The 17,787-nt window shown below is 34.3% G+C and carries 18 protein-coding genes and 2 tRNA genes; 13 read left to right on the forward strand and 7 right to left on the reverse strand.

Annotated features, from left to right (window positions below):
* Positions 1-79 precede the first annotated feature (79 nt).
* On the reverse strand, positions 80-2,500 hold the full coding sequence (locus FJV36_RS04435) for a DUF5916 domain-containing protein (protein ID WP_158729555.1): 2,421 nt from the start codon (positions 2,498-2,500) through the stop codon (positions 80-82).
* A 353-nt stretch (positions 2,501-2,853) separates the two neighbouring features.
* On the opposite strand from FJV36_RS04435, the gene FJV36_RS04440 reads away from it, so the two are divergent.
* The 3 genes from FJV36_RS04440 (at position 2,854) to FJV36_RS04450 (ending at position 4,017) form a co-directional block, all read left to right on the forward strand.
* Positions 2,854-3,576 carry a murein L,D-transpeptidase catalytic domain family protein gene (locus FJV36_RS04440; protein ID WP_158729556.1) on the forward strand — a complete coding sequence of 241 codons (723 nt, stop codon included), beginning with the start codon at positions 2,854-2,856 and terminating at the stop codon, positions 3,574-3,576.
* Between the two features lie 252 nt (positions 3,577-3,828).
* Positions 3,829-3,901 (forward strand) — tRNA-Gly (locus FJV36_RS04445).
* 43 nt (positions 3,902-3,944) lie between these two features.
* Positions 3,945-4,017 (forward strand) — tRNA-Gly (locus FJV36_RS04450).
* 276 nt (positions 4,018-4,293) lie between these two features.
* Here FJV36_RS04450 and pepE read toward each other — a convergent pair.
* On the reverse strand, positions 4,294-5,001 hold the full coding sequence (gene pepE / locus FJV36_RS04455) for a dipeptidase PepE (protein WP_158729557.1): 708 nt from the start codon (positions 4,999-5,001) through the stop codon (positions 4,294-4,296).
* Positions 5,002-5,181: 180 nt separating this feature from the next.
* Here pepE and FJV36_RS04460 point away from each other — a divergent pair, with 180 nt between their 5' ends.
* The 9 genes from FJV36_RS04460 to FJV36_RS04500 all read left to right on the forward strand — a co-directional run bounded on the left by FJV36_RS04460 (position 5,182) and on the right by FJV36_RS04500 (position 12,760).
* Complete coding sequence (locus tag FJV36_RS04460; protein ID WP_233264594.1) at positions 5,182-5,904, forward strand: hypothetical protein; 723 nt, start codon at positions 5,182-5,184, stop codon at positions 5,902-5,904.
* The gene (locus FJV36_RS04465; protein WP_233264595.1) at positions 5,894-6,622 is read left to right on the forward strand and encodes a carboxypeptidase-like regulatory domain-containing protein; all 729 of its coding nucleotides are present in this window, start codon (positions 5,894-5,896) and stop codon (positions 6,620-6,622) included. The genes FJV36_RS04460 and FJV36_RS04465 overlap by 11 nt, the downstream gene beginning before the upstream one ends.
* Positions 6,609-7,331 (forward strand): hypothetical protein, encoded by a 723-nt coding sequence (locus FJV36_RS04470; protein ID WP_158729559.1) that lies wholly within the window; start codon positions 6,609-6,611, stop codon positions 7,329-7,331. The genes FJV36_RS04465 and FJV36_RS04470 overlap by 14 nt, the downstream gene beginning before the upstream one ends.
* Positions 7,318-8,079: a hypothetical protein gene (locus FJV36_RS04475; protein WP_158729560.1), complete on the forward strand. Its 762-nt coding sequence runs from the start codon at positions 7,318-7,320 to the stop codon at positions 8,077-8,079. The genes FJV36_RS04470 and FJV36_RS04475 overlap by 14 nt, the downstream gene beginning before the upstream one ends.
* A gap of 159 nt (positions 8,080-8,238) precedes the next feature.
* The gene (locus FJV36_RS04480; RefSeq protein ID WP_158729561.1) at positions 8,239-8,856 is read left to right on the forward strand and encodes a hypothetical protein; all 618 of its coding nucleotides are present in this window, start codon (positions 8,239-8,241) and stop codon (positions 8,854-8,856) included.
* Positions 8,853-9,356: a DUF6702 family protein gene (locus FJV36_RS04485; RefSeq protein WP_158729562.1), complete on the forward strand. Its 504-nt coding sequence runs from the start codon at positions 8,853-8,855 to the stop codon at positions 9,354-9,356. Before FJV36_RS04480 ends, FJV36_RS04485 begins: the two co-directional genes overlap by 4 nt.
* 63 nt (positions 9,357-9,419) lie before the next feature.
* The gene (locus FJV36_RS04490; RefSeq protein ID WP_158729563.1) at positions 9,420-11,663 is read left to right on the forward strand and encodes a M1 family metallopeptidase; all 2,244 of its coding nucleotides are present in this window, start codon (positions 9,420-9,422) and stop codon (positions 11,661-11,663) included.
* Positions 11,664-11,786: 123 nt separating this feature from the next.
* Entirely contained in the window at positions 11,787-12,188 is a 402-nt protein-coding gene (locus tag FJV36_RS04495; RefSeq protein ID WP_158729564.1) for a twin-arginine translocase TatA/TatE family subunit, read from the forward strand.
* On the forward strand, positions 12,188-12,760 hold the full coding sequence (locus tag FJV36_RS04500) for a phosphatase PAP2 family protein (RefSeq protein ID WP_158729565.1): 573 nt from the start codon (positions 12,188-12,190) through the stop codon (positions 12,758-12,760). Before FJV36_RS04495 ends, FJV36_RS04500 begins: the two co-directional genes overlap by 1 nt.
* 141 nt (positions 12,761-12,901) lie before the next feature.
* Here FJV36_RS04500 and FJV36_RS04505 read toward each other — a convergent pair whose 3' ends face one another.
* The 3 genes from FJV36_RS04505 to FJV36_RS04515 are packed head-to-tail and all read right to left on the reverse strand — an operon-like array spanning position 12,902 to position 14,086.
* Positions 12,902-13,543 (reverse strand): O-methyltransferase, encoded by a 642-nt coding sequence (locus FJV36_RS04505; protein WP_158729566.1) that lies wholly within the window; start codon positions 13,541-13,543, stop codon positions 12,902-12,904.
* Complete coding sequence (locus FJV36_RS04510) at positions 13,543-13,842, reverse strand: type II toxin-antitoxin system RelE/ParE family toxin (protein ID WP_158729567.1); 300 nt, start codon at positions 13,840-13,842, stop codon at positions 13,543-13,545. Before FJV36_RS04510 ends, FJV36_RS04505 begins: the two co-directional genes overlap by 1 nt.
* Positions 13,835-14,086 carry a hypothetical protein gene (locus tag FJV36_RS04515; RefSeq protein ID WP_158729568.1) on the reverse strand — a complete coding sequence of 84 codons (252 nt, stop codon included), beginning with the start codon at positions 14,084-14,086 and terminating at the stop codon, positions 13,835-13,837. The genes FJV36_RS04510 and FJV36_RS04515 overlap by 8 nt, the downstream gene beginning before the upstream one ends.
* Positions 14,087-14,178: 92 nt before the next feature.
* On the opposite strand from FJV36_RS04515, the gene rlmN reads away from it, so the two are divergent.
* Positions 14,179-15,222, forward strand: a complete 1,044-nt coding sequence (rlmN, locus tag FJV36_RS04520) for a 23S rRNA (adenine(2503)-C(2))-methyltransferase RlmN (RefSeq protein WP_158729569.1) — start codon at positions 14,179-14,181, stop codon at positions 15,220-15,222.
* A gap of 51 nt (positions 15,223-15,273) precedes the next feature.
* Here the strand turns inward: rlmN and FJV36_RS04525 are convergent, their stop codons facing one another.
* Together FJV36_RS04525 and FJV36_RS04530 are read right to left on the reverse strand one after the other, a co-directional pair.
* Complete coding sequence (locus FJV36_RS04525; protein ID WP_158729570.1) at positions 15,274-16,356, reverse strand: phosphoglyceromutase; 1,083 nt, start codon at positions 16,354-16,356, stop codon at positions 15,274-15,276.
* A gap of 11 nt (positions 16,357-16,367) precedes the next feature.
* Positions 16,368-17,777 (reverse strand): SusD/RagB family nutrient-binding outer membrane lipoprotein, encoded by a 1,410-nt coding sequence (locus FJV36_RS04530; protein ID WP_158729571.1) that lies wholly within the window; start codon positions 17,775-17,777, stop codon positions 16,368-16,370.
* Positions 17,778-17,787 lie beyond the last annotated feature (10 nt).

Here is a 17,787-nt window from a genome sequence, read left to right on the forward strand (position 1 = left end):
CTATTGCAAAATCTTGAATAATCCCCGTAAATATTGATTATTTAAGGATATAAACACCTTGTTTTCAATTTAACTGCATTTAAAAATAATTTTTTACAGAGTTGTAATCAATGAAATAGCGCACACTAATAGAAAAAACGTGACTTAAAGCTTCGTTATTTAACAATTGGGTTACATTGTTTTCAAAATTCTTATTGATGGTTCTTTCACGTGCGGCTGCATTATTTCGGTATAAAATAGAAATTTGGCTTCCGGGAGCAAACCACCAAGTGTAGGATAGATCGGCGTTCCACGAGTAAAAACTAGAATTTTTATTGGTGTTGTATCCTGTAAAATCTTGTAATCTGCCGTTTTGTTCTAAGGATAAAATATTTTTATTCTCAGCATAAGACCAGTAATGACGCAAAGCAATATTAAAAGTCATCTGACTGTTTAAAGCATATTTTCCTGATAAAGTGTTAGAGTAGGTAACTACATTTCTATTGGCAAAGATTATAGTTGGAGGCACGTTTGTACTTGGATTCGGATTAGAAAAAGTGTCTATATATCCTTTATTGTTGTTTTGTCTAAAAAAATTGAAGTTGTAACTCAAGGATAATTTGTCACTGAAACGGTATCTTGGTCCTATCGCAAAACCATAAGTTTCTCTGCCAGCTTCATTAAAAACAGTATATGATGGATTCAAATCAATAGCAAAACGGTTATTATAATTAGTAGATATGTACAGGAATCCACCTACGCGCTCTGGTATGATTACAAATCTATTTTCAGCTTGTGCTTCATAATAATCATAGGATTCTAGTGGGTTGCTGTTTAATCCAAAACCGATGTAATGGTTTTTTTTGGTATCAGAGTTGATTTGAAAATTAAGATTGTTAGATTGTATCTTTCCCGTTTCTTTGTGAAATTGTGTGTACACATTTAGCCTTGTGTTAAAGGAGTTAAAATATTTAGTAGGGTTTAAAATTCTATAACTCGCATTTCCATATACACTGTAGTAATTAGTTTGAAAATAGATCCCTAAATCATTATTATCAAAATCTTTGGTCATGATTTCAGCTCCCATTCCATAGCGGTATTTACCACTTGTTTCGGAAAAATTAAGTTGAGAATTGATTCCTTTTTTTTCTTGTGCGGCGTTAATGTAGCTGTACTTGAAATCTCCAGCTAAGTTATAAGTGTTTTTCTTAGTGTTTAAATCCCATGCCAGTGCGGTAACGTTTCCATCTCTAAAACGCCCATTTCTAGTTACATTTGTATTGATGAATGCTACTGAGGAATTTTTGCGAAAGCGCTGGTCTAGCACGAATACATTGTAATTTGCTAGGGGTTCTACAACTTGTTCTCGTGTAGCACCAGTTACGGTATTTCTAATAGTTGCTGATGTTTTTTCGGTAACAGCATTTAATATTCCCACGCCTAGTCCGCCCTTAGTTCTGCCTGTGACTTTAAAGGCATTAATTAGGTTTACAGTGGTAGGATTAGTAGCAACAATTTCATTAGTTGTTACGTTAGGTCTAGTGCTTGGGCTTCCGCCAATACGCCTGGAATAAAGTAAATTTCCTTTGCTAAACAAATCTGTTCCTTCTGTAAAAAAAGGTCTGTTCTCATTGAATTGCTGTTCAAACGGGCCTAAATTCAAGATCTGATCGTCAAATTTTGTTTGTCCAAAATCAGGAATCAAAATCATATCTAGCGTAAAAGCATCGTTGATACCGTATTTTAAATCTAGTCCGCCTTTAAGTGTTCCGTACGTTTTTTGTTTAGCATTGGCATTTACATAAAAAGAGGAATAGGGCAATAAGAAAAGCCTAACGGGAGGTTTGACGTTTTCAATACCTTCCAAAATACCGTTTTGTTGTGTAAAAGTTCCTAGTTTAGAGTCAATAAAATTCCAAGAATATTTATATCGATCTCTTCTTACTTCTCTAAAAAAGTTCAGTCCCCAAGTTTGTTTGTTTTCTGCCGAAAAGCGAAGCGCAGCATACGGAATTCGCATTTCTACAACCCAGCCTTTATCAGTAATAACAGACTTGCTTTCCCAAACTGCGTCCCAAGAATAATCCTCTCCGTTTGAATCAGTTGTAATACAATCGGCTTGACCATCAGCAGCATTTACAAAAAATTGAAAATCTTGTTGACCATCATTAAATCCATTTATAAAAACCCCAAAAATATCCGAAGTTCCAAAATCATCTCGCTGTGTAATCTCTCTTAAAATTTCACCAGGATTTTCATCATTCATCAGTGCACCTATATATATTGCATCATTGTCATACAATACTCTAACTTCTGTTTTCTTAGATTCAGGAATGGGCTTTCCATTATCAGGTTCAAATGTGATAAAATCGCCTGCTACAGCTGCTGAGTTCCAAATAGCTTCATTTAGTTTACCGTCAATTTCTATTTTTTCAGAAATGAATTTGGTTTGTAATGTTTTCTTTTGGCTGTAGCCAATGAAAAAAAGAGAAATAAAACAAAATAAAAATAGATTTTTCATGTAATGATTGTGGATGATTGATGATTAAAACTGGTTTCGATGTAAAGCTCAAGACTCCACAGATTCATAGTTTGTCATAATAGACTTGCTTTAGATTGATTTGTTACACTTTTCTTAAATAAATAACCAGAAAACAGGAATTATTATTTTAGAGATTATGATTATAAAAAAGTAAAGCAAGTAAAATGATACTGCTTTTTATCTAAAAAGAGGAGGTAGTAGTGACGGGAATAGTGGTTTAAAACATTCATTATCAAGTATTTTTTAAATAAAAATATGTTAAATCCGTTGAATGACATGTTATTATGTTTAATTTTGCGACTCCAAATTCAATTTTAACCCAATAGACTCGAATGATTTATACGATGCTACCTACTATTTTATTGCTTTTATTCACTTCATTGACAGAAAAACCACGTTTTGTTGATAAAACCCCAAGCAGGCACAATGTATATGCAAATAATGCAGTACCTACCGACGAATCTAAAATGGAACAAATGTACCGAAGTTTGCATTCGGATCGTTTTTCATTACCTAAGCTAGAGAGTTTTACTGAGGCTCTCAAAGGATATTATTCTTTAAAAGAAAAAGGAATTATTAAAAAAGAAATACTCACCATCATTGATTTTAGTTTGTCGTCTAATGCTAAAAGACTTTGGGTGATAAATATTGAGACCGGTGAAATTTTATTTCACTCCCTTGTAGCGCATGGTCGTAACACCGGAGAAGAGTATGCCTCTCAGTTTTCTAATGCGTCAGAATCATATAAAAGTAGTTTGGGTTTTTATGCCACAGGCGAAATTTACACCGGAAAACACGGTACGTCACTGCGTTTAGACGGTCTAGAAAAAGGAGTAAATGATAATGCTAGAGCACGTGGCGTTGTTATGCACGCTGCAGATTATGTGTCTGATTCTTTTATAAAAAACAATCAACGCTTAGGCCGTAGCCAAGGATGTCCAGCAGTTCCTGCAGAATTATCTAAAGAGATCATCAATACGATTCAAAATAAATCTTGTTTTTTTATTTATCACCCTTCAAGAGCAACAGTTTTTGGAAGTAAAAGCATTTCGTAATGCTTCATAAAAATAGGTAGGAACACTTATTGAGTAGTGTTTTTTATCTTATTGGTGCTTAAAACAGGTGTTTTTAAAATATTTTTTATATTTTTTTTTAAAGCTTTAAAGCGTTATAATAAATTCATATTAAATTATTTACGGTTTTAAATCATGGTTTGTATAAAGGTCGAACGGTTGATAGCTTTGACTTTTTCTAAAAAAAACTTGCATTAAAGGAAACTTATTAAGTATATTTGCACCGTTGTTAATGCGAAAGTAGCTCAGTTGGTAGAGCTCCAGCCTTCCAAGCTGGTTGTCGCGAGTTCGAGCCTCGTCTTTCGCTCTAAGTTTCAAGTTTTACTTAGAAATTTTTTTACGCTTATAATGCGAAAGTAGCTCAGTTGGTAGAGCTCCAGCCTTCCAAGCTGGTTGTCGCGAGTTCGAGCCTCGTCTTTCGCTCTTAAACCCCGAACTTTCGTTTGGGGTTTTTTGTTTTAACGTTGTGCTTGTCCCGAAGCTTCGGGATATCCCGTGAACGAAGAGATACGTGAAGCCTCGTCTTTCACTCTTTGAAGCCGAAACTTTATGTTTCGGCTTTTTTGTTTTAACGTTGTGCTAATCCCGAAGCTTCGGGATATCCCGTGAACGAAGAGATACGGGAAGCCTTGTCTTTAACTTTTTGAAGCCGAAACTTTATGTTTCGGCTTTTTTTTTGTTTCAAAAGTTTCTTTAAAATTATTTAATATAACTCAAGTCAGTTTCTGTTTCAAGTTCTGTGGGAGTTTGATTTTGACCAAACAATCTTGCGGTTAAATTGCCTTTCAAGGTTATTTTATCTCCTTTTACTTCTAGCCAGCTGCCTTCTCTCAATCCTAATACGGGAACCGAATTGTATGCGTGGAATTCCTTAATTCTAGTTTCGCGTGTTTCACCCATGTGAGTAGATTTTGTATCTGGATCAAGGTAATGCGGATTTAAATTAAACGGAATCATTCCTAAGGTTTTAAAACTAGGAGGATAAACAATAGGCATGTCATTTGTGGTTTGCATGCTAAGTCCGCATATATTACTGCCTGCACTTGTGCCTAGATACGGGGTTCCTTTCTTTATAGCATCAGCAAGTGGTTGCATGATGTTGTTTTTATACAATTGGGATACCAAAACAAAGGTGTTTCCGCCACCGGTAAAAATTCCAGATGCTTCTTGTATGGCTTGAACGGGATTTTCAAATTCCTCAATTCCATTTACAGTAATATTAATTTTGGCGAAAGCCAATCTAACAATTGTTGTGTATTCCTCGTGAGTAATACCGCCAGGTCTAGCATATGAAATAAAAAGGATGCTATTACAATCCTTAAAATGTTTGGTTAAGGTAGGCAATAGATACTCTAAGTAACTTTGATGAGCAAGTGTTGAGGTACTTGCAATAATCATATTTTTCATTGTTCAGGTATTATTTTTTTATAAAGATATTAAAACCGTCTTTTTTAACTGTGATTTTTAATTAACATTTTTTTACCATCCTATTAGTAATTAATTTGCAAAGCATTACGATACTTTTACAACGAATCAATACTCCTTTTTTTACGAATGTTTAAAGTGCTGTGCTTGCTTATAATTTTGATGACTACACAAATGGAGTCGCAAGGGTTGCCTAGAATTGTTCTAAAGGGTTCGGTAGTGGTGCAAGAAGAGGTTTTAGAGGGTGTTGATGTTGTGAACAAAAAGACTAAAGAAACCACTCGAACTAATGCTCAAGGAAATTTTTCGATACTTGCAGCGGTTGGAGATACCTTGGTATTTAACGGATTGCAAATAAATGATACTTACATTCCAATATCGGCACAGCAATTTCTTCAAGGATTTATTTCGGTACAAGCAAACTTACGCTCGTATCAATTAAAGGAAGTTGTAGTTCAAAACGGAATTAATGCTAGAGCACTCGGAATAATCCCAAAAGGACAAAAGACGTACACTCCAGCTGAAAGAAAATTATATACTGCAACTGACTTGAATGCCTCTTTAAATGCAGGTTCAATGGCTGGTGGCTCAGTATCAGTAGATCCATTGCTTAACTGGATTTCTGGTAGAACAAAAAAGTTAAAAAAGCAGTTGAATGCAGAGAAGAAGGAATTGTATATAATTCAAATAGAAAATTGGTTTACCAATGAATATTTTATGACTAAGTTTCAAATACCGGCTTTGTACGTAAAAGGATTTGGATATTATTGCATAGAAAACGATAGTTTTGTTGCGGCTTTAACCTCAAAAAATGTGGCATTAACTACTTTTTTGATGGGAGATTTAGCCTTACAATATAAAGAAATAATTGCCAGTGAAAATTAAAAATACATTATTGTTTGTGCTGTTTATGATGGTGCAATCAATGTACAGTCAAGATACGCCCGTAAAAGAGATTCGGGGTAAAATTGTAGCAGATTCGGTTGCTGTAGACCGCATTAATATTGTTAACCTTACTACCGAGAAAGCAACAACATCTGATGTAAATGGTTTCTTTACAATTCTTGTAAAAGAAGGTGATATACTTGTTTTTACCGCTGTAAATCTAGAAGGACTCCGAAAAAAAATAGAGAAACAAGATCTTGATCAAAAGGTTTTATTGGTGAAAATGAATTCCAAAAGTATTATTTTAAAGGAAGTTATTATTAACGAAAATAACATTAGTGCCGAAAGTTTGCGAATCATTCCTTACGGTCAAAAAAAATATACTCCCGCAGAGCGAAAGATGTATACTGCAACATCTGGCGGAGGTATTGACGGCTTGCTTAACACTTTATCAGGACGAAAAGCGATGCTTAAAAAGGAAATAATTGTAGAGAAAAAAGAACAGTTGTTAGCAAAGTTAGGCTCTTTATTCGAGGAGAAATATTATGTAGAAAATTTAAAAATTCCGCAAGAATATATCTTAGGATTCCAGTATTACTGTGTTGATGATGTTGAATTTGCCGACGCTTTAAAAACCAAAAACAAATGGAAGGCCATGTTTTTAATTTCGAAACTAGCTCAAAATTATAACGAAATTATAGCTCTTGAAACAAAATAATATCATAGCATTAATAACAATATTAGTGAGTATTTGTGCGCAGGGGCAGGTTGTGAATGAAAAAATCCTAACTGGGAAAATAGTAGTAAATGCTAAACCTACAGTTGGTGTTCATGTCTTGAATATTGTAACTGAAAAAGAAACGGTAAGTGACAGTTTGGGGATTTTTAATATAATGGCAAAACCAGACGACCTTTTAGTTTTTACAGCGCCGAATTTAGAAATCCATAGGTACAGCATTGACGAAAAGGATATGAATCAGAAACATTTAGATTTTGAAATGTTTACAAAAGCAATTGAATTGCAAGTGGTTTATGTTAATGCTCATCCAGGAATTAATGCTAGGGCACTGGGTATAATCCCTAAAAATCAAAAAGTAGTAACGCCAGCGGAACGCGGTAGGTATTCCCAACCCAATGGACCACTGCAAGCAATAAAAATAATGATAACTGGTAAAAATCCGGCGCTTGATAATGCTCTTAAAGTAGAACGGAATATAGCAGCATTAAATAGACTTAATGGGATTTTTCAAGATAAATATTATATTGAAACCTTAAAAATTGACAAAGATTACATCAAAGGGTTTCAGTATTATTGTATAGAAGATGCAGAGTTTAGTGCGTCTCTAAAAAGCAAAAACAAGTGGAAATTAATGTTCAGAATTGTAAAGCTCGCCGAAATTTATAATGAAATTAATGCGTCACAATAAATTTAAAATAGTCTTTTGTGTTCTTTTTTTATTCCAAATTGCATTTGGTCAATCTACTGTTGATAAGGTTTATAGTGGAAAAGTAATTGTAAGCAATCAGTTTACAGCAGGTGTAGCCATTACCAATAAAGAAAAAGGTTTACAAGTTAGGACTAATCCAGATGGCTTTTTTTCTATAGCGGTTCATGTTAAAGATACTCTAGTTTTTGAAGCCGTTCACTTGCAAAAGAAACAAATAATAATCTTAGATGCTGATTTCGAAAAAGCAGATGCTGTAATAGAGATGCAACTAAAGAATACGGTGTTGAAAGAAGTTGTTGTCAATGGTAAAAAGATAGATGCCTACAGTTTAGGTATAGCGTCAAAAAATACTAAAAAGTTCACTCCTGCTGAACGAAAGTTACAAACAGCGGGGGATTGGAAACCCATCATGCTGTTAGGTTTATTAGGTGGTTCAATGGAATTAGATCCCTTGATCAATAAAATAAACGGCAGAACCAAACGCTTAAAAAAAATGATTGTTCTTGAGAGAAAAGAACTGAATATCAAATGGATTTCCGAGGAGTTTCAAGATGCTTTTTTTATAAATCAATTAGGGATTAAACAGGAATATATCAGTGGGTTTAAATATTATTTGGTTGAAAATGATAACTTTACAAAAACACTACTTACTCGGGACAAAGATCAAATTATTTTTAGCATGATACCCTTGGCACAAGAATATAAAGATAAATTAAAAGGCAACTGAAATAGCAATTTTGAAAAATCAATAATATGAAGCTGCTGTTACTTATTTGTATTCTTTTTGGTAGCGTTTTGTAGGCTCAAAATAATTATAGAAAGCCATTGCATGCGCGATTGATCAATGATTTTACCATTGTAGATAATGGATATGTTTTTAATTTGAATGCCAAGACTAAAACGTTTATCAGCAAGTAGGTTTTTTTTTGATATTTTGGCTCAAGCCAAAGATACGTTGCTCATTTCTAGCTTAAATTTTAAGTCGAGAAAGATCATTGTTTCTGAAAACGATTTTTTAAAACCACTCTCTTTATTTGATTTGGCAACGCAGTTGACGGCCTTAAAAGAAGTTGTGGTCAAAGTAAAGTTAGACCCAAAGCCTTCTTTGCCTAACACCCAAAGAATAGTTGACATGAAATTCATAAGCGATGAAAAATCAGCTGTCAAGAATAGCGCTATGCCATCGGATAGATCCATTGAAAACGGATTTGATTTTGTACGCGTTTTTAAAATGCTTAAAAAAGCATTCTCAAAGAAAAACGGAGAGGTGGATGAGAGCAACAATACAGATGTGTTTCCTGAACTAGTTTTGTCTAGAATTGCTGGTTATTTTTTTACGAATACTTTAAAATTAGCACCAGATGAAGTCAATTTATTTTTGGATTATTGTAAAAACGAGACTGCTTCAAGTAAGTATTTAAAGGATATAGATACCTTTTTACTAATGGATTTTTTGGTTAACAAGAACAAAGAATTTAAAAGATTCACTACTTTTGAAAAATGAAAAAAATAATTACAAGAGTTCTTTTTGTAGTACTCATTCTCTCTATGTCATCTTTTGCGGCACACAAATTTTATGTTGCCTTGTTTCAAGTAAATTATGTTTCTGAGAAGAAAATGATTCAAATCACGGCACGTATTTTTGTAGACGATTTGAATAATGCCTTGGAAAAAAAGCACAATAGAAAAGTAAATTTAGGTTCAGAAATGGAGACAGCTGAAGATGTCTTGCTTTTAAAAAAATATCTTAATGAAAAGTGTATTATTAAAGTAGATGGACAAACTAAAGTTATAAATTTTGTGAGCAAAGAGATGGAAGGGGATGTGCTTATTTGTTATTTGAGTATCAAAGAAATCAAAAAAATGAAGGCGCTAGATATATATAATGCAGTATTGACACAAAATAATGTTGAGCAACAAAACATTATGCATTTTAACGTTTTAGGGGTCAAAAACACACTTTTATTTACGACATCAACATCAAAAGGAGTGTTAAAATATTAATTTGTACCTTTTTAAACAAAAAAAATATTATTTTCACGCATTGAAATAACCAGATTTCCAACTATGAAAAAATTATCCTTATTCTTGCTGCTTCCTGCAATGCTATTTGCACAAGAGAAAACGGCACCTGTAACTCCTAAGCAAACAGGCAGATATGACAACAACAAATTTAGCCAGATGTATGATGTTTTGGCAACGCCAAACATGTTTCGTACTGCATCTGGAGCACCAGGACCTGCTTACTACCAGCAACAAGCAGATTATAAAATTAACATTGAACTAGACGATAAAAAATCACGATTGACAGGTTCAGAAACCGTGACTTATTCTAACAACTCACCAGATACGTTAGAGTATTTATGGGTTCAATTAGATCAAAATCAAGCTGCTAAAAACTCGCAGACACCATTGGCAGACAGCCAAAGAATGGAGCAAGTTTTTCCAGCGGGAAGTTTTGCTACTAAATTTTTAAAAGAGCCAGCAGAACGCGGTTTTAATATTGAACAAGTTAAGGATGCTAAAGGAAATCCTTTATCGTACACGATTAATCAAACCATGATGCGTATTAATTTGGCATCACCATTAAAACCGGGAGAAAAATTTTCTTTTTCTATCAACTGGTGGTACAACATTAATAATTATAGACTAGAAGGCGGTCGTTCTGGATATGAATTGTTTGAAAAAGAAGGCAACAAATTGTATGTAATTGCTCAGTTTTATCCAAGAATGGCGGTGTACAATGATGTTGAAGGATGGCAAAACATGCAGTTTTGGGGTACAGGAGAGTTTACATTGCCATTTGGTAATTTTGATGTAAATATCACAGTTCCTGCTGATCACGTAATGGAAGCAACAGGAGAGTTAACCAATAGAAGCGAAGTTTTTACTGCAGAGCAAGTAAAAAGATACGAATTGGCAACTAAATCATATGATAAACCAGTTGTTATTGTAACACAGGCAGAAGCTGAGGCGGCTGAAAAAGGTTTCTCAGACAAAAAGAAAACATGGAAATTCAGTGCTAAAAACGTTAGAGATTTTGGTATTGCAACTTCTAGAAAATTCATTTATGATGCCATGGCGGTGAAACTAAATGATAAAACGGTAATGGCTGTTTCGGTTTACCCAAAAGAAGCCAACCCATTGTGGGGAGAAACTTCAACTAGAACAGTAGCTCATACTTTAAAAAGTTATTCAGCACATACGTTTGATTATCCGTATCCAAAAGCAGTTTCGGTTTCAGCAGAAGATCAAGGGATGGAATACCCAATGATTTGCTGGAATTACGGTCGCCCTGATGAAAAAGGAGTTACTAGTGAGCGTACTAAAAACGGAATGATAGGTGTGGTAATTCATGAAGTAGGACATAACTTTTTCCCAATGATTGTAAACTCTGATGAGCGTCAATGGTCTTGGATGGATGAAGGATTGAACACGTTTATGCAATACATGGCTGAGCAAGAAATGAATGTTAATTTTCCTTCAAGCCGCGGACCAGCAAGTAAAATAGTTCCTTACATGAGTGGTGATCAAAAATTCTTAGAGCCAATCATGTCAAATTCTGAAACTATAGTACAATTTGGAGCTAATGCCTACGGAAAACCTGCTACAGGATTAAACATTCTTAGAGAAACCATTATGGGTAGAGAATTGTTTGACCATGCGTTTAAGGTATATGCTAACAGATGGAAATTCAAGCACCCAACTCCTGAGGACTTTTTTAGAACTATGGAAGATGCTTCGGCAGTTGATTTAGACTGGTTTTTTAGAGGATGGTTTTACTCCACTGATTTTGTAGATATTGGTGTAAAAGAGGTAAAACAATATTATGTATCAGAAACGGCAACAAAGGAATTAAAAGATGCAGTTGTTCGTAGAGGGCGTTTTGGTCAAGAAAAAGGACCATTCGTATACTTAGTTCCTGCTACAAGTGAGGAGTTAAGCGCTAAAGATAAAAAAGCATTGGCTATTAACGAGGTAAGTTTATTATCTGAGTACGTAGAAAAAAACTTTACTGCCGAGGAAAAATCAGCATTAAAAGCACCAAAATATTTTTACGAAGTGGAGTATAACAAGCCAGGAGGAATGTTAATGCCAATCATTGTGGAGTTAACGTATGAGGATGACTCAAAAGAAACGTTTAAATACCCAGCTCAAATTTGGAGAAAAAACAATGACACTGCTAAGAAAGTATACGCTACAGACAAAGCGATCAAAAAAATTGTTGTAGATCCAAAATTAGAAACGGCTGATATTGATGTAACTAATAATACTTGGCCAAAAGAAGAAGTGAAATCAAAATTTGATTAATTACTTTTTTAATAAAATACAATACCCCCAAAAGCAACTGCTCTTTGGGGGTATTTTTATGAAATAATTAAAAGTCAAACATTCAAAAAGTAATATCTTTGTAACCATAAAAAATATAAAATTATGTTTGGTATAGGAGGAGGCGAATTAATTTTCATCATGTTTATTGTTCTTATGCTTTTTGGGTCAGATAAAATACCCGAAATTGCTAGAACCATGGGTAAAGCAATGGCACAGTTAAAAAATGCTACAAATGATATAAAAAGTGAAATTCAAAAAGGAGCAGAAACAAATGGTTTTGATACCAAATCTATTTCTAACATAACAGGATCGATTAATAGCGAAATCAATAAAGCGAAAGAATCTATCTTGGGAGACACCTCTCCATTTGATTCTATTACATCAGGTGTAACTGATGAGATTACGAAAGTAAAAGACAGTTTACTTGCAGAAACAAAACCTGTTGAAGAGGCAACTTCTTCACTTGAGGATGAAATTACAGGGCCTATTAAACGACAAATGTAATGCTAGAAAAACTACGTGCACTTGATGTAGAACTTTTTGTTTATCTCAATAGCCTTGGCAATGAAACCTTTGATGCAACTTGGTTATTTTTGACCAAACAAATCAATTGGCTTCCCTTTTTTTTATTGCTATTGTTTTTGGTTTACAAAAAATTAGGAAGCAAACAAACCTTGTATTTACTGCTATTTGTAGCGCTATTAGTCACCTTTACAGATCAAACTACAAACGCTTTCAAAAATGGTTTTCAGCGTTTGCGCCCTTGTAACAATCCAGATATTAATACTTTTATCAGGGTAGTTCAATCCAGAAGTTCTTATAGCTTTTTTTCAGGGCATGCCGCAAATTCTATGGCTGTTGCTAGCTTTTTATACTTTGTATTTAAAAACAAAATCAAGTACTTCGGGTTTTTATTTCTTTGGCCTTTAGTTTTTGCGTACAGTAGGATTTATCTAGGCTTGCATTATCCTTTAGACATACTCACGGGCTATTTCTTCGGCTTTGTTTTTGGGTATCTAATGCACCTTATGTACAAAAAAGCACAAAAGAAATATTTCCCTCAGGAGCTTTCATAACTCTTTTTATTTAGTAGCTTTTTCCTGCTATCCGCTGTATTCCCGATCAAAAAAACTACGGCAAAAGAGCCTTGTTTTTTAAGATCGGGAGATGCCGCTTCTATCAGGGCTAGGGCAGTTGTTTTCAGTAGAATTTTTAAACTAAAGAACTCTACTTACCGTTAATCCATCACGAATAGGTAGTAAAACGGTCTCTACTCTTGGATCTCTTGCTAATAAACGATTGTATTCTAGTAATATTTTCGTACTCAAATCTTTAGGATTCAGGGGTTCTAAAACCTTTCCGCTCCATAAAACATTATCAGATAGAATAATCCCTCCTTTATTCATTTTGGGCACGATCAATTCAAAATAGTTCAAGTAGTTTTCTTTATCAGCATCAATAAAAACCAAATCAAATTTTAAGTCAATCGTTGGGATAATGTCAACTGCTTCGCCGAGATGTTGAACAATTTGCGCACCCCAAGGCGATTTGTCAAAATGTTTCCGTTGAAAATCAACTAATTCTTCTTTGATGTCAATCGTGTGCAGTTGTCCGTTTTCTTGCATGCCTTCGCACAAACACAATGCTGAATAACCAGTATAGGTTCCAATTTCCAGAATATTCAGAGGTCGAATCAACTTTGACAACATACTTAAAACCCTACCTTGAAAATGCCCACTTAACATTCGCGGAAGCAAAATCTTTTGGTACGTTTCTTTGTTTAAAGCTGCTAATAATGCAGGCTCTTTTTCGGAATGTTGCTCAATGTAATCTTCTAATTCTGGTGAAATGAAATGCATTATCTTAAACTTTTTATTGGATTTTGAAAAGTGTTAAATATTCGAACAATGTAAATGGTATTGTGATGAAATTGGTAAAGTACTTTATAATTTCGGATAATTATTCTCTTGCAATCAATTCGGTATTCATCAATTTGAAATTGATCAGGGAAAGTGGTTGCCTTTATACTTTCGAAAATTTCATTAGTTATTCTAGTTGCAACATTAGGAGAGATCTTTTGTTCCAGCGAAAAATAAATTTCTTTTAAATCAAGTTTTGCATTTGTAGTCCAAAAGATTGGATACTTTGGATTACTCATTTTTCCAAGTTTTCATTTCTTCAATAAGATTTTCTTGAGAAACTACTCTGTTGTATTTAATATCTTCTAGACCTTCTTCAACTTTATTATGATATTCTGAGATTGTTAAGGAATTTCCTTTAACATCGTAAGAAACAATTTCATTCAAATAATTGTCAAATACCGAAGAAACAATACGCAATAAACGTTCGTCGGCATTTTCAATTTGCATTTGAATTTTCTGTTTTAATTCTGGAAGTCCCATGTCTATTACTGTTAGAAAAACAAAGTTACAAAATATAATTTTGAGGGTTAAAAAAAATCCATATAATTCAAAATTGTCATTAAATTTGCAGCATGGAAATCGAAAAAAAAGATATAAGATCCCTTTCAAAAGAACAATTGCGTGATTTTTTTGTTGCCAATAATGACAAAGCCTTTAGAGGAAATCAGGTATATGAATGGTTGTGGAGCAAAGGAGCGCACAGTTTTGAGGACATGACCAATGTTTCTAAACAAACTAGGACTATGCTGGAAACGCATTTTGTGATCAATCACATCAAAGTAGATACCATGCAACGCAGCGAAGACGGAACCGTAAAAAATGCGGTTCGGTTACACGATGGTTTAGTAGTAGAGTCGGTTTTGATACCTACAAATACACGAACTACCGCTTGTGTTTCGAGTCAAGTAGGGTGTAGTTTAGATTGTAATTTTTGCGCCACAGCGCGATTAAAAAGAATGCGTAATCTGGAACCTGCTGAAATCTATGATCAGGTAATTGCTATTGATAAAGAAAGCCGTTTGTATTACAATCATCCGTTGTCGAATATTGTTTTCATGGGAATGGGAGAGCCATTGATGAATTACAACAATGTTTTGAAGGCCATTGAAATGATTACTTCCACTGAAGGATTAGGGATGTCTCCAAAAAGAATTATGGTTTCCACTTCGGGAGTTCCTAAAATGATTAAAAAACTAGCCGATGACGATGTGAAATTCAAACTAGCTGTCTCATTACACTCGGCAATAGATGAAGTTCGTGCACGTATTATGCCTTTTAGTGCTAATTTTCCTTTGGCTGAATTACGGGAATCATTAGAATATTGGTACCGAAAAACCAAAAGCAAAATTTCCTATGAATATGTAGTTTGGAAAGGCATCAACGACACTAAAGAAGCGGTCGATGCATTAGTCAAATTTTGTAAATATGTTCCTTGCAAAGTGAATCTTATCGAATACAACCCAATCGATGATGGGGAATTTCAACAAGCATCGGAGGAATCCATAAATGCTTATATAAAAGCACTTGAAGCTAGCGGAATTGTGGTAAAAGTGCGTAGAAGTAGAGGTAAAGATATTGATGCTGCCTGCGGACAATTGGCCAATAAAGAAGCATAAAAAAAGCTGTCCGAAAAGTACTTTTGGACAGCTTTTTTTTGAGCAATTAATTTATTTTACTACTGAAGAGATTTCTTTCGCAATAGGATGATTGGCTTCAAATGTATAACCCATAATCTTAGCTATAGTTTGTGCAAATTGATCTTGATACAATTGATTGTCCTCTTTCATTTCCCCTTTTGCTTCAATTTTTGGTCCCATAGCAGCAAACCATATTTCTGAAGCGTCTTTTATTTGTGGTCCATGACTCGTCCATTCTGCTTTTATAAGATCGCCTCTGCCATGATCTGTTGTAAATACTAAAGCCGTTTTGTCTTTGTATTGAGGATCGTTTTGTACAAAGTCCCAAATCTCTTTGATCCAAGCATCCACTTGATGTGCCGCATCTAAATAGGAACGATAAAAGCCTGCATGAGCCCACTCATCCGTTTCGCCATAGGATATGTACAATACTTTTGGTTTGTTTGTTTTCAATTCTTCAAGAGCACCATAATGTGTAAATACATCCAAACATTCCTCCTCGTGAAAAGGTTTAAATGAATCTGCTAGCATAGCATTAATTAATTTTTGTCTCTCTGTAGGTGATTTTCCTCCTACCTTATCAAAAGCAGATACCACTGGAAAACCTGCTCTTTTTTCGTTTAGGATATTATCAAAAGCATCCCATGCTCCAAAAGCAGCAACTTTGCCTTTTATTTTTGCTTGTTTGCTTAAGAATTCTAAAACAGTAATATTTGGATTTGCAGGATACTTGTTTGTATTGATTAAAGTATCAGCGTAGCCTGTCATGATTTCGTTATAACCGGGATAACTAAACCAATAGGGATTGGCGTTATTTACCTTGTTGCCAAGGTTTCTGTTACCATAAATCTGTCCTTTTTTTGCTAGAACAGACCACATAAAAGGCATTAATTTTTCTCTTCGCTCGTTTACATTTTCAGCCCAATATTTTTTATAAATATAAGCACTGTCGTTTTGATTGAATTTTTTGTCCTTTGCTAAAGCTTCATCCATTCCTTTGAAAGCCTCTTGCCATCTAAATCCATCAGTGGTGATGATAATGATGTTCTCTGCTTTTTGGGCTTGCGAATTCACCGCAACAAGAAGGATCAGAATTAAAAATATTTTTTTCATTTTCATTTCAATTAAAAATTATCCCACCATATTTTTGCGTTAATATTGTCGCTTCCTCCTATTTTTTGTAAGGCCTCACTATTGTTGTCTTTGTTTACAGATTGCTCTAAACTTGGATATAAGATTCTTCTAGGTATTTTGCCATTGTTTTTAGCTCCCGGACCTGCCTGAATAAAACTTGGTTTTCCAGTTCTTTTCCAGTCCAACCATGATTCAATTCCTGTGTGGTATAAAGCTAACCATTTTTGGGTATATAGAACTTCATTTGCAGCGTTATATGGTGCTGTAACCGTCAAGTAATTATTTGGCATAGTTGTATTCCATTGCGCGAAAGAAGCTGTTACTGCAGTATCATAATACATTTTGGCTGATCCAGTTGTAATTAGATTGCGTTGGCTTGCTTCGGCCAGCAAGAAGTTCAATTCACTATAGGTCATGAATATGGAAGATATTTTTGTTTTTCCATAAAAATAATCTTCTGCTCTTCTAGAATATTTTGTTGGTTCCCCAATTTGATCTAGTGGTAATCCAGGTTTTAATCCTAAATGATTCGTTGTTCCTGCAATAGGATCAATCCATTCGTCAAGTCTAGGGTCATTATTTGCTATTAATGTATTCACTAGATTTGTGGAAGGAATCACAATATTGTAACCGTACAATCTGTTTACTCCATCACTCATAGGTGAAATGTTAGGATAGCTTCCTGAGTACACATAGTTTGCATTGTCAATATTCGATTGAAATAAGGGGTATACTGCTGGTTTAGTAACAATCTCATTTAATTTAGCGCTAACATTGACCTTGTTGGAAATTCGGATCAAGAGACGAACATGTAGCGAGTTACAGAATTTTTTCCATTTTAACATGTCACCACCATACAATAAGTCTCCTTCTACTTTTAATTTAACATTTATCAAAGCGTTTGCATTGTCTAAATTTAAAAGCAGTTGTTTATAGATAGCTTCTTGAGAATCATACTTAGGTTTTAATATTCCAGATTCTCCTTTTGAAGCTTCAGAATAGGGAACGTAACCATAGGTATCCGTAATTAGACTCATGGTATAGGTTTCAAGAACAAGACTAATGGCTTCGTAATTTTTGTCATTTAATGCGATGGCTTGTTTTTTAATATCATAGATATCGTTAAGCCATTTGTATAATCCCCAAAAACGGTTGTCAGCACCCCAGTCATAAACATCAAGTTGGTTGTACTCATAGAAACCACCATATTGAGCTACGATGTCTCCAAAGTCATAGGAGTTGGTTACGTTACTATTGGCCAAGTTAAAAATAACGTTGGGAAGCATCTGCTTAGGTTGTGAAGCGGTGGGTTGATTTTTATTAGTGTTGATTTCTTCAAACCCATCGGTACAAGAAATACTTAGAGTTAATAATACTATAAAGGCTATGATTTTTTTCATGATAATTTTT

This window comes from Flavobacterium sp. I-STPP5a (genome assembly GCF_009764685.1).
In the GTDB taxonomy this organism is placed as follows: domain Bacteria; phylum Bacteroidota; class Bacteroidia; order Flavobacteriales; family Flavobacteriaceae; genus Flavobacterium.

Bases quoted from the DNA above. Each gene is read 5' to 3' on its own strand.
- FJV36_RS04500 (WP_158729565.1), top strand. From the start codon at position 12,188: ATGCTAGAAAAACTACGTGCACTTGATGTAGAACTTTTTGTTTATCTC.
- FJV36_RS04505 (WP_158729566.1), bottom strand. From the start codon at position 13,543: ATGCATTTCATTTCACCAGAATTAGAAGATTACATTGAGCAACATTCC.
- FJV36_RS04490 (WP_158729563.1), top strand. From the start codon at position 9,420: ATGAAAAAATTATCCTTATTCTTGCTGCTTCCTGCAATGCTATTTGCA.
- rlmN (WP_158729569.1), top strand. From the start codon at position 14,179: ATGGAAATCGAAAAAAAAGATATAAGATCCCTTTCAAAAGAACAATTG.
- FJV36_RS04485 (WP_158729562.1), top strand. From the start codon at position 8,853: ATGAAAAAAATAATTACAAGAGTTCTTTTTGTAGTACTCATTCTCTCT.
- FJV36_RS04525 (WP_158729570.1), bottom strand. From the start codon at position 16,356: ATGAAAAAAATATTTTTAATTCTGATCCTTCTTGTTGCGGTGAATTCG.
- FJV36_RS04510 (WP_158729567.1), bottom strand. From the start codon at position 13,842: ATGAGTAATCCAAAGTATCCAATCTTTTGGACTACAAATGCAAAACTT.
- FJV36_RS04440 (WP_158729556.1), top strand. From the start codon at position 2,854: ATGATTTATACGATGCTACCTACTATTTTATTGCTTTTATTCACTTCA.
- FJV36_RS04475 (WP_158729560.1), top strand. From the start codon at position 7,318: ATGCGTCACAATAAATTTAAAATAGTCTTTTGTGTTCTTTTTTTATTC.
- FJV36_RS04480 (WP_158729561.1), top strand. From the start codon at position 8,239: ATGCCAAGACTAAAACGTTTATCAGCAAGTAGGTTTTTTTTTGATATT.
- FJV36_RS04530 (WP_158729571.1), bottom strand. From the start codon at position 17,777: ATGAAAAAAATCATAGCCTTTATAGTATTATTAACTCTAAGTATTTCT.
- FJV36_RS04435 (WP_158729555.1), bottom strand. From the start codon at position 2,500: ATGAAAAATCTATTTTTATTTTGTTTTATTTCTCTTTTTTTCATTGGC.
- FJV36_RS04515 (WP_158729568.1), bottom strand. From the start codon at position 14,086: ATGGGACTTCCAGAATTAAAACAGAAAATTCAAATGCAAATTGAAAAT.
- pepE (WP_158729557.1), bottom strand. From the start codon at position 5,001: ATGAAAAATATGATTATTGCAAGTACCTCAACACTTGCTCATCAAAGT.
- FJV36_RS04495 (WP_158729564.1), top strand. From the start codon at position 11,787: ATGTTTGGTATAGGAGGAGGCGAATTAATTTTCATCATGTTTATTGTT.
- FJV36_RS04460 (WP_233264594.1), top strand. From the start codon at position 5,182: ATGACTACACAAATGGAGTCGCAAGGGTTGCCTAGAATTGTTCTAAAG.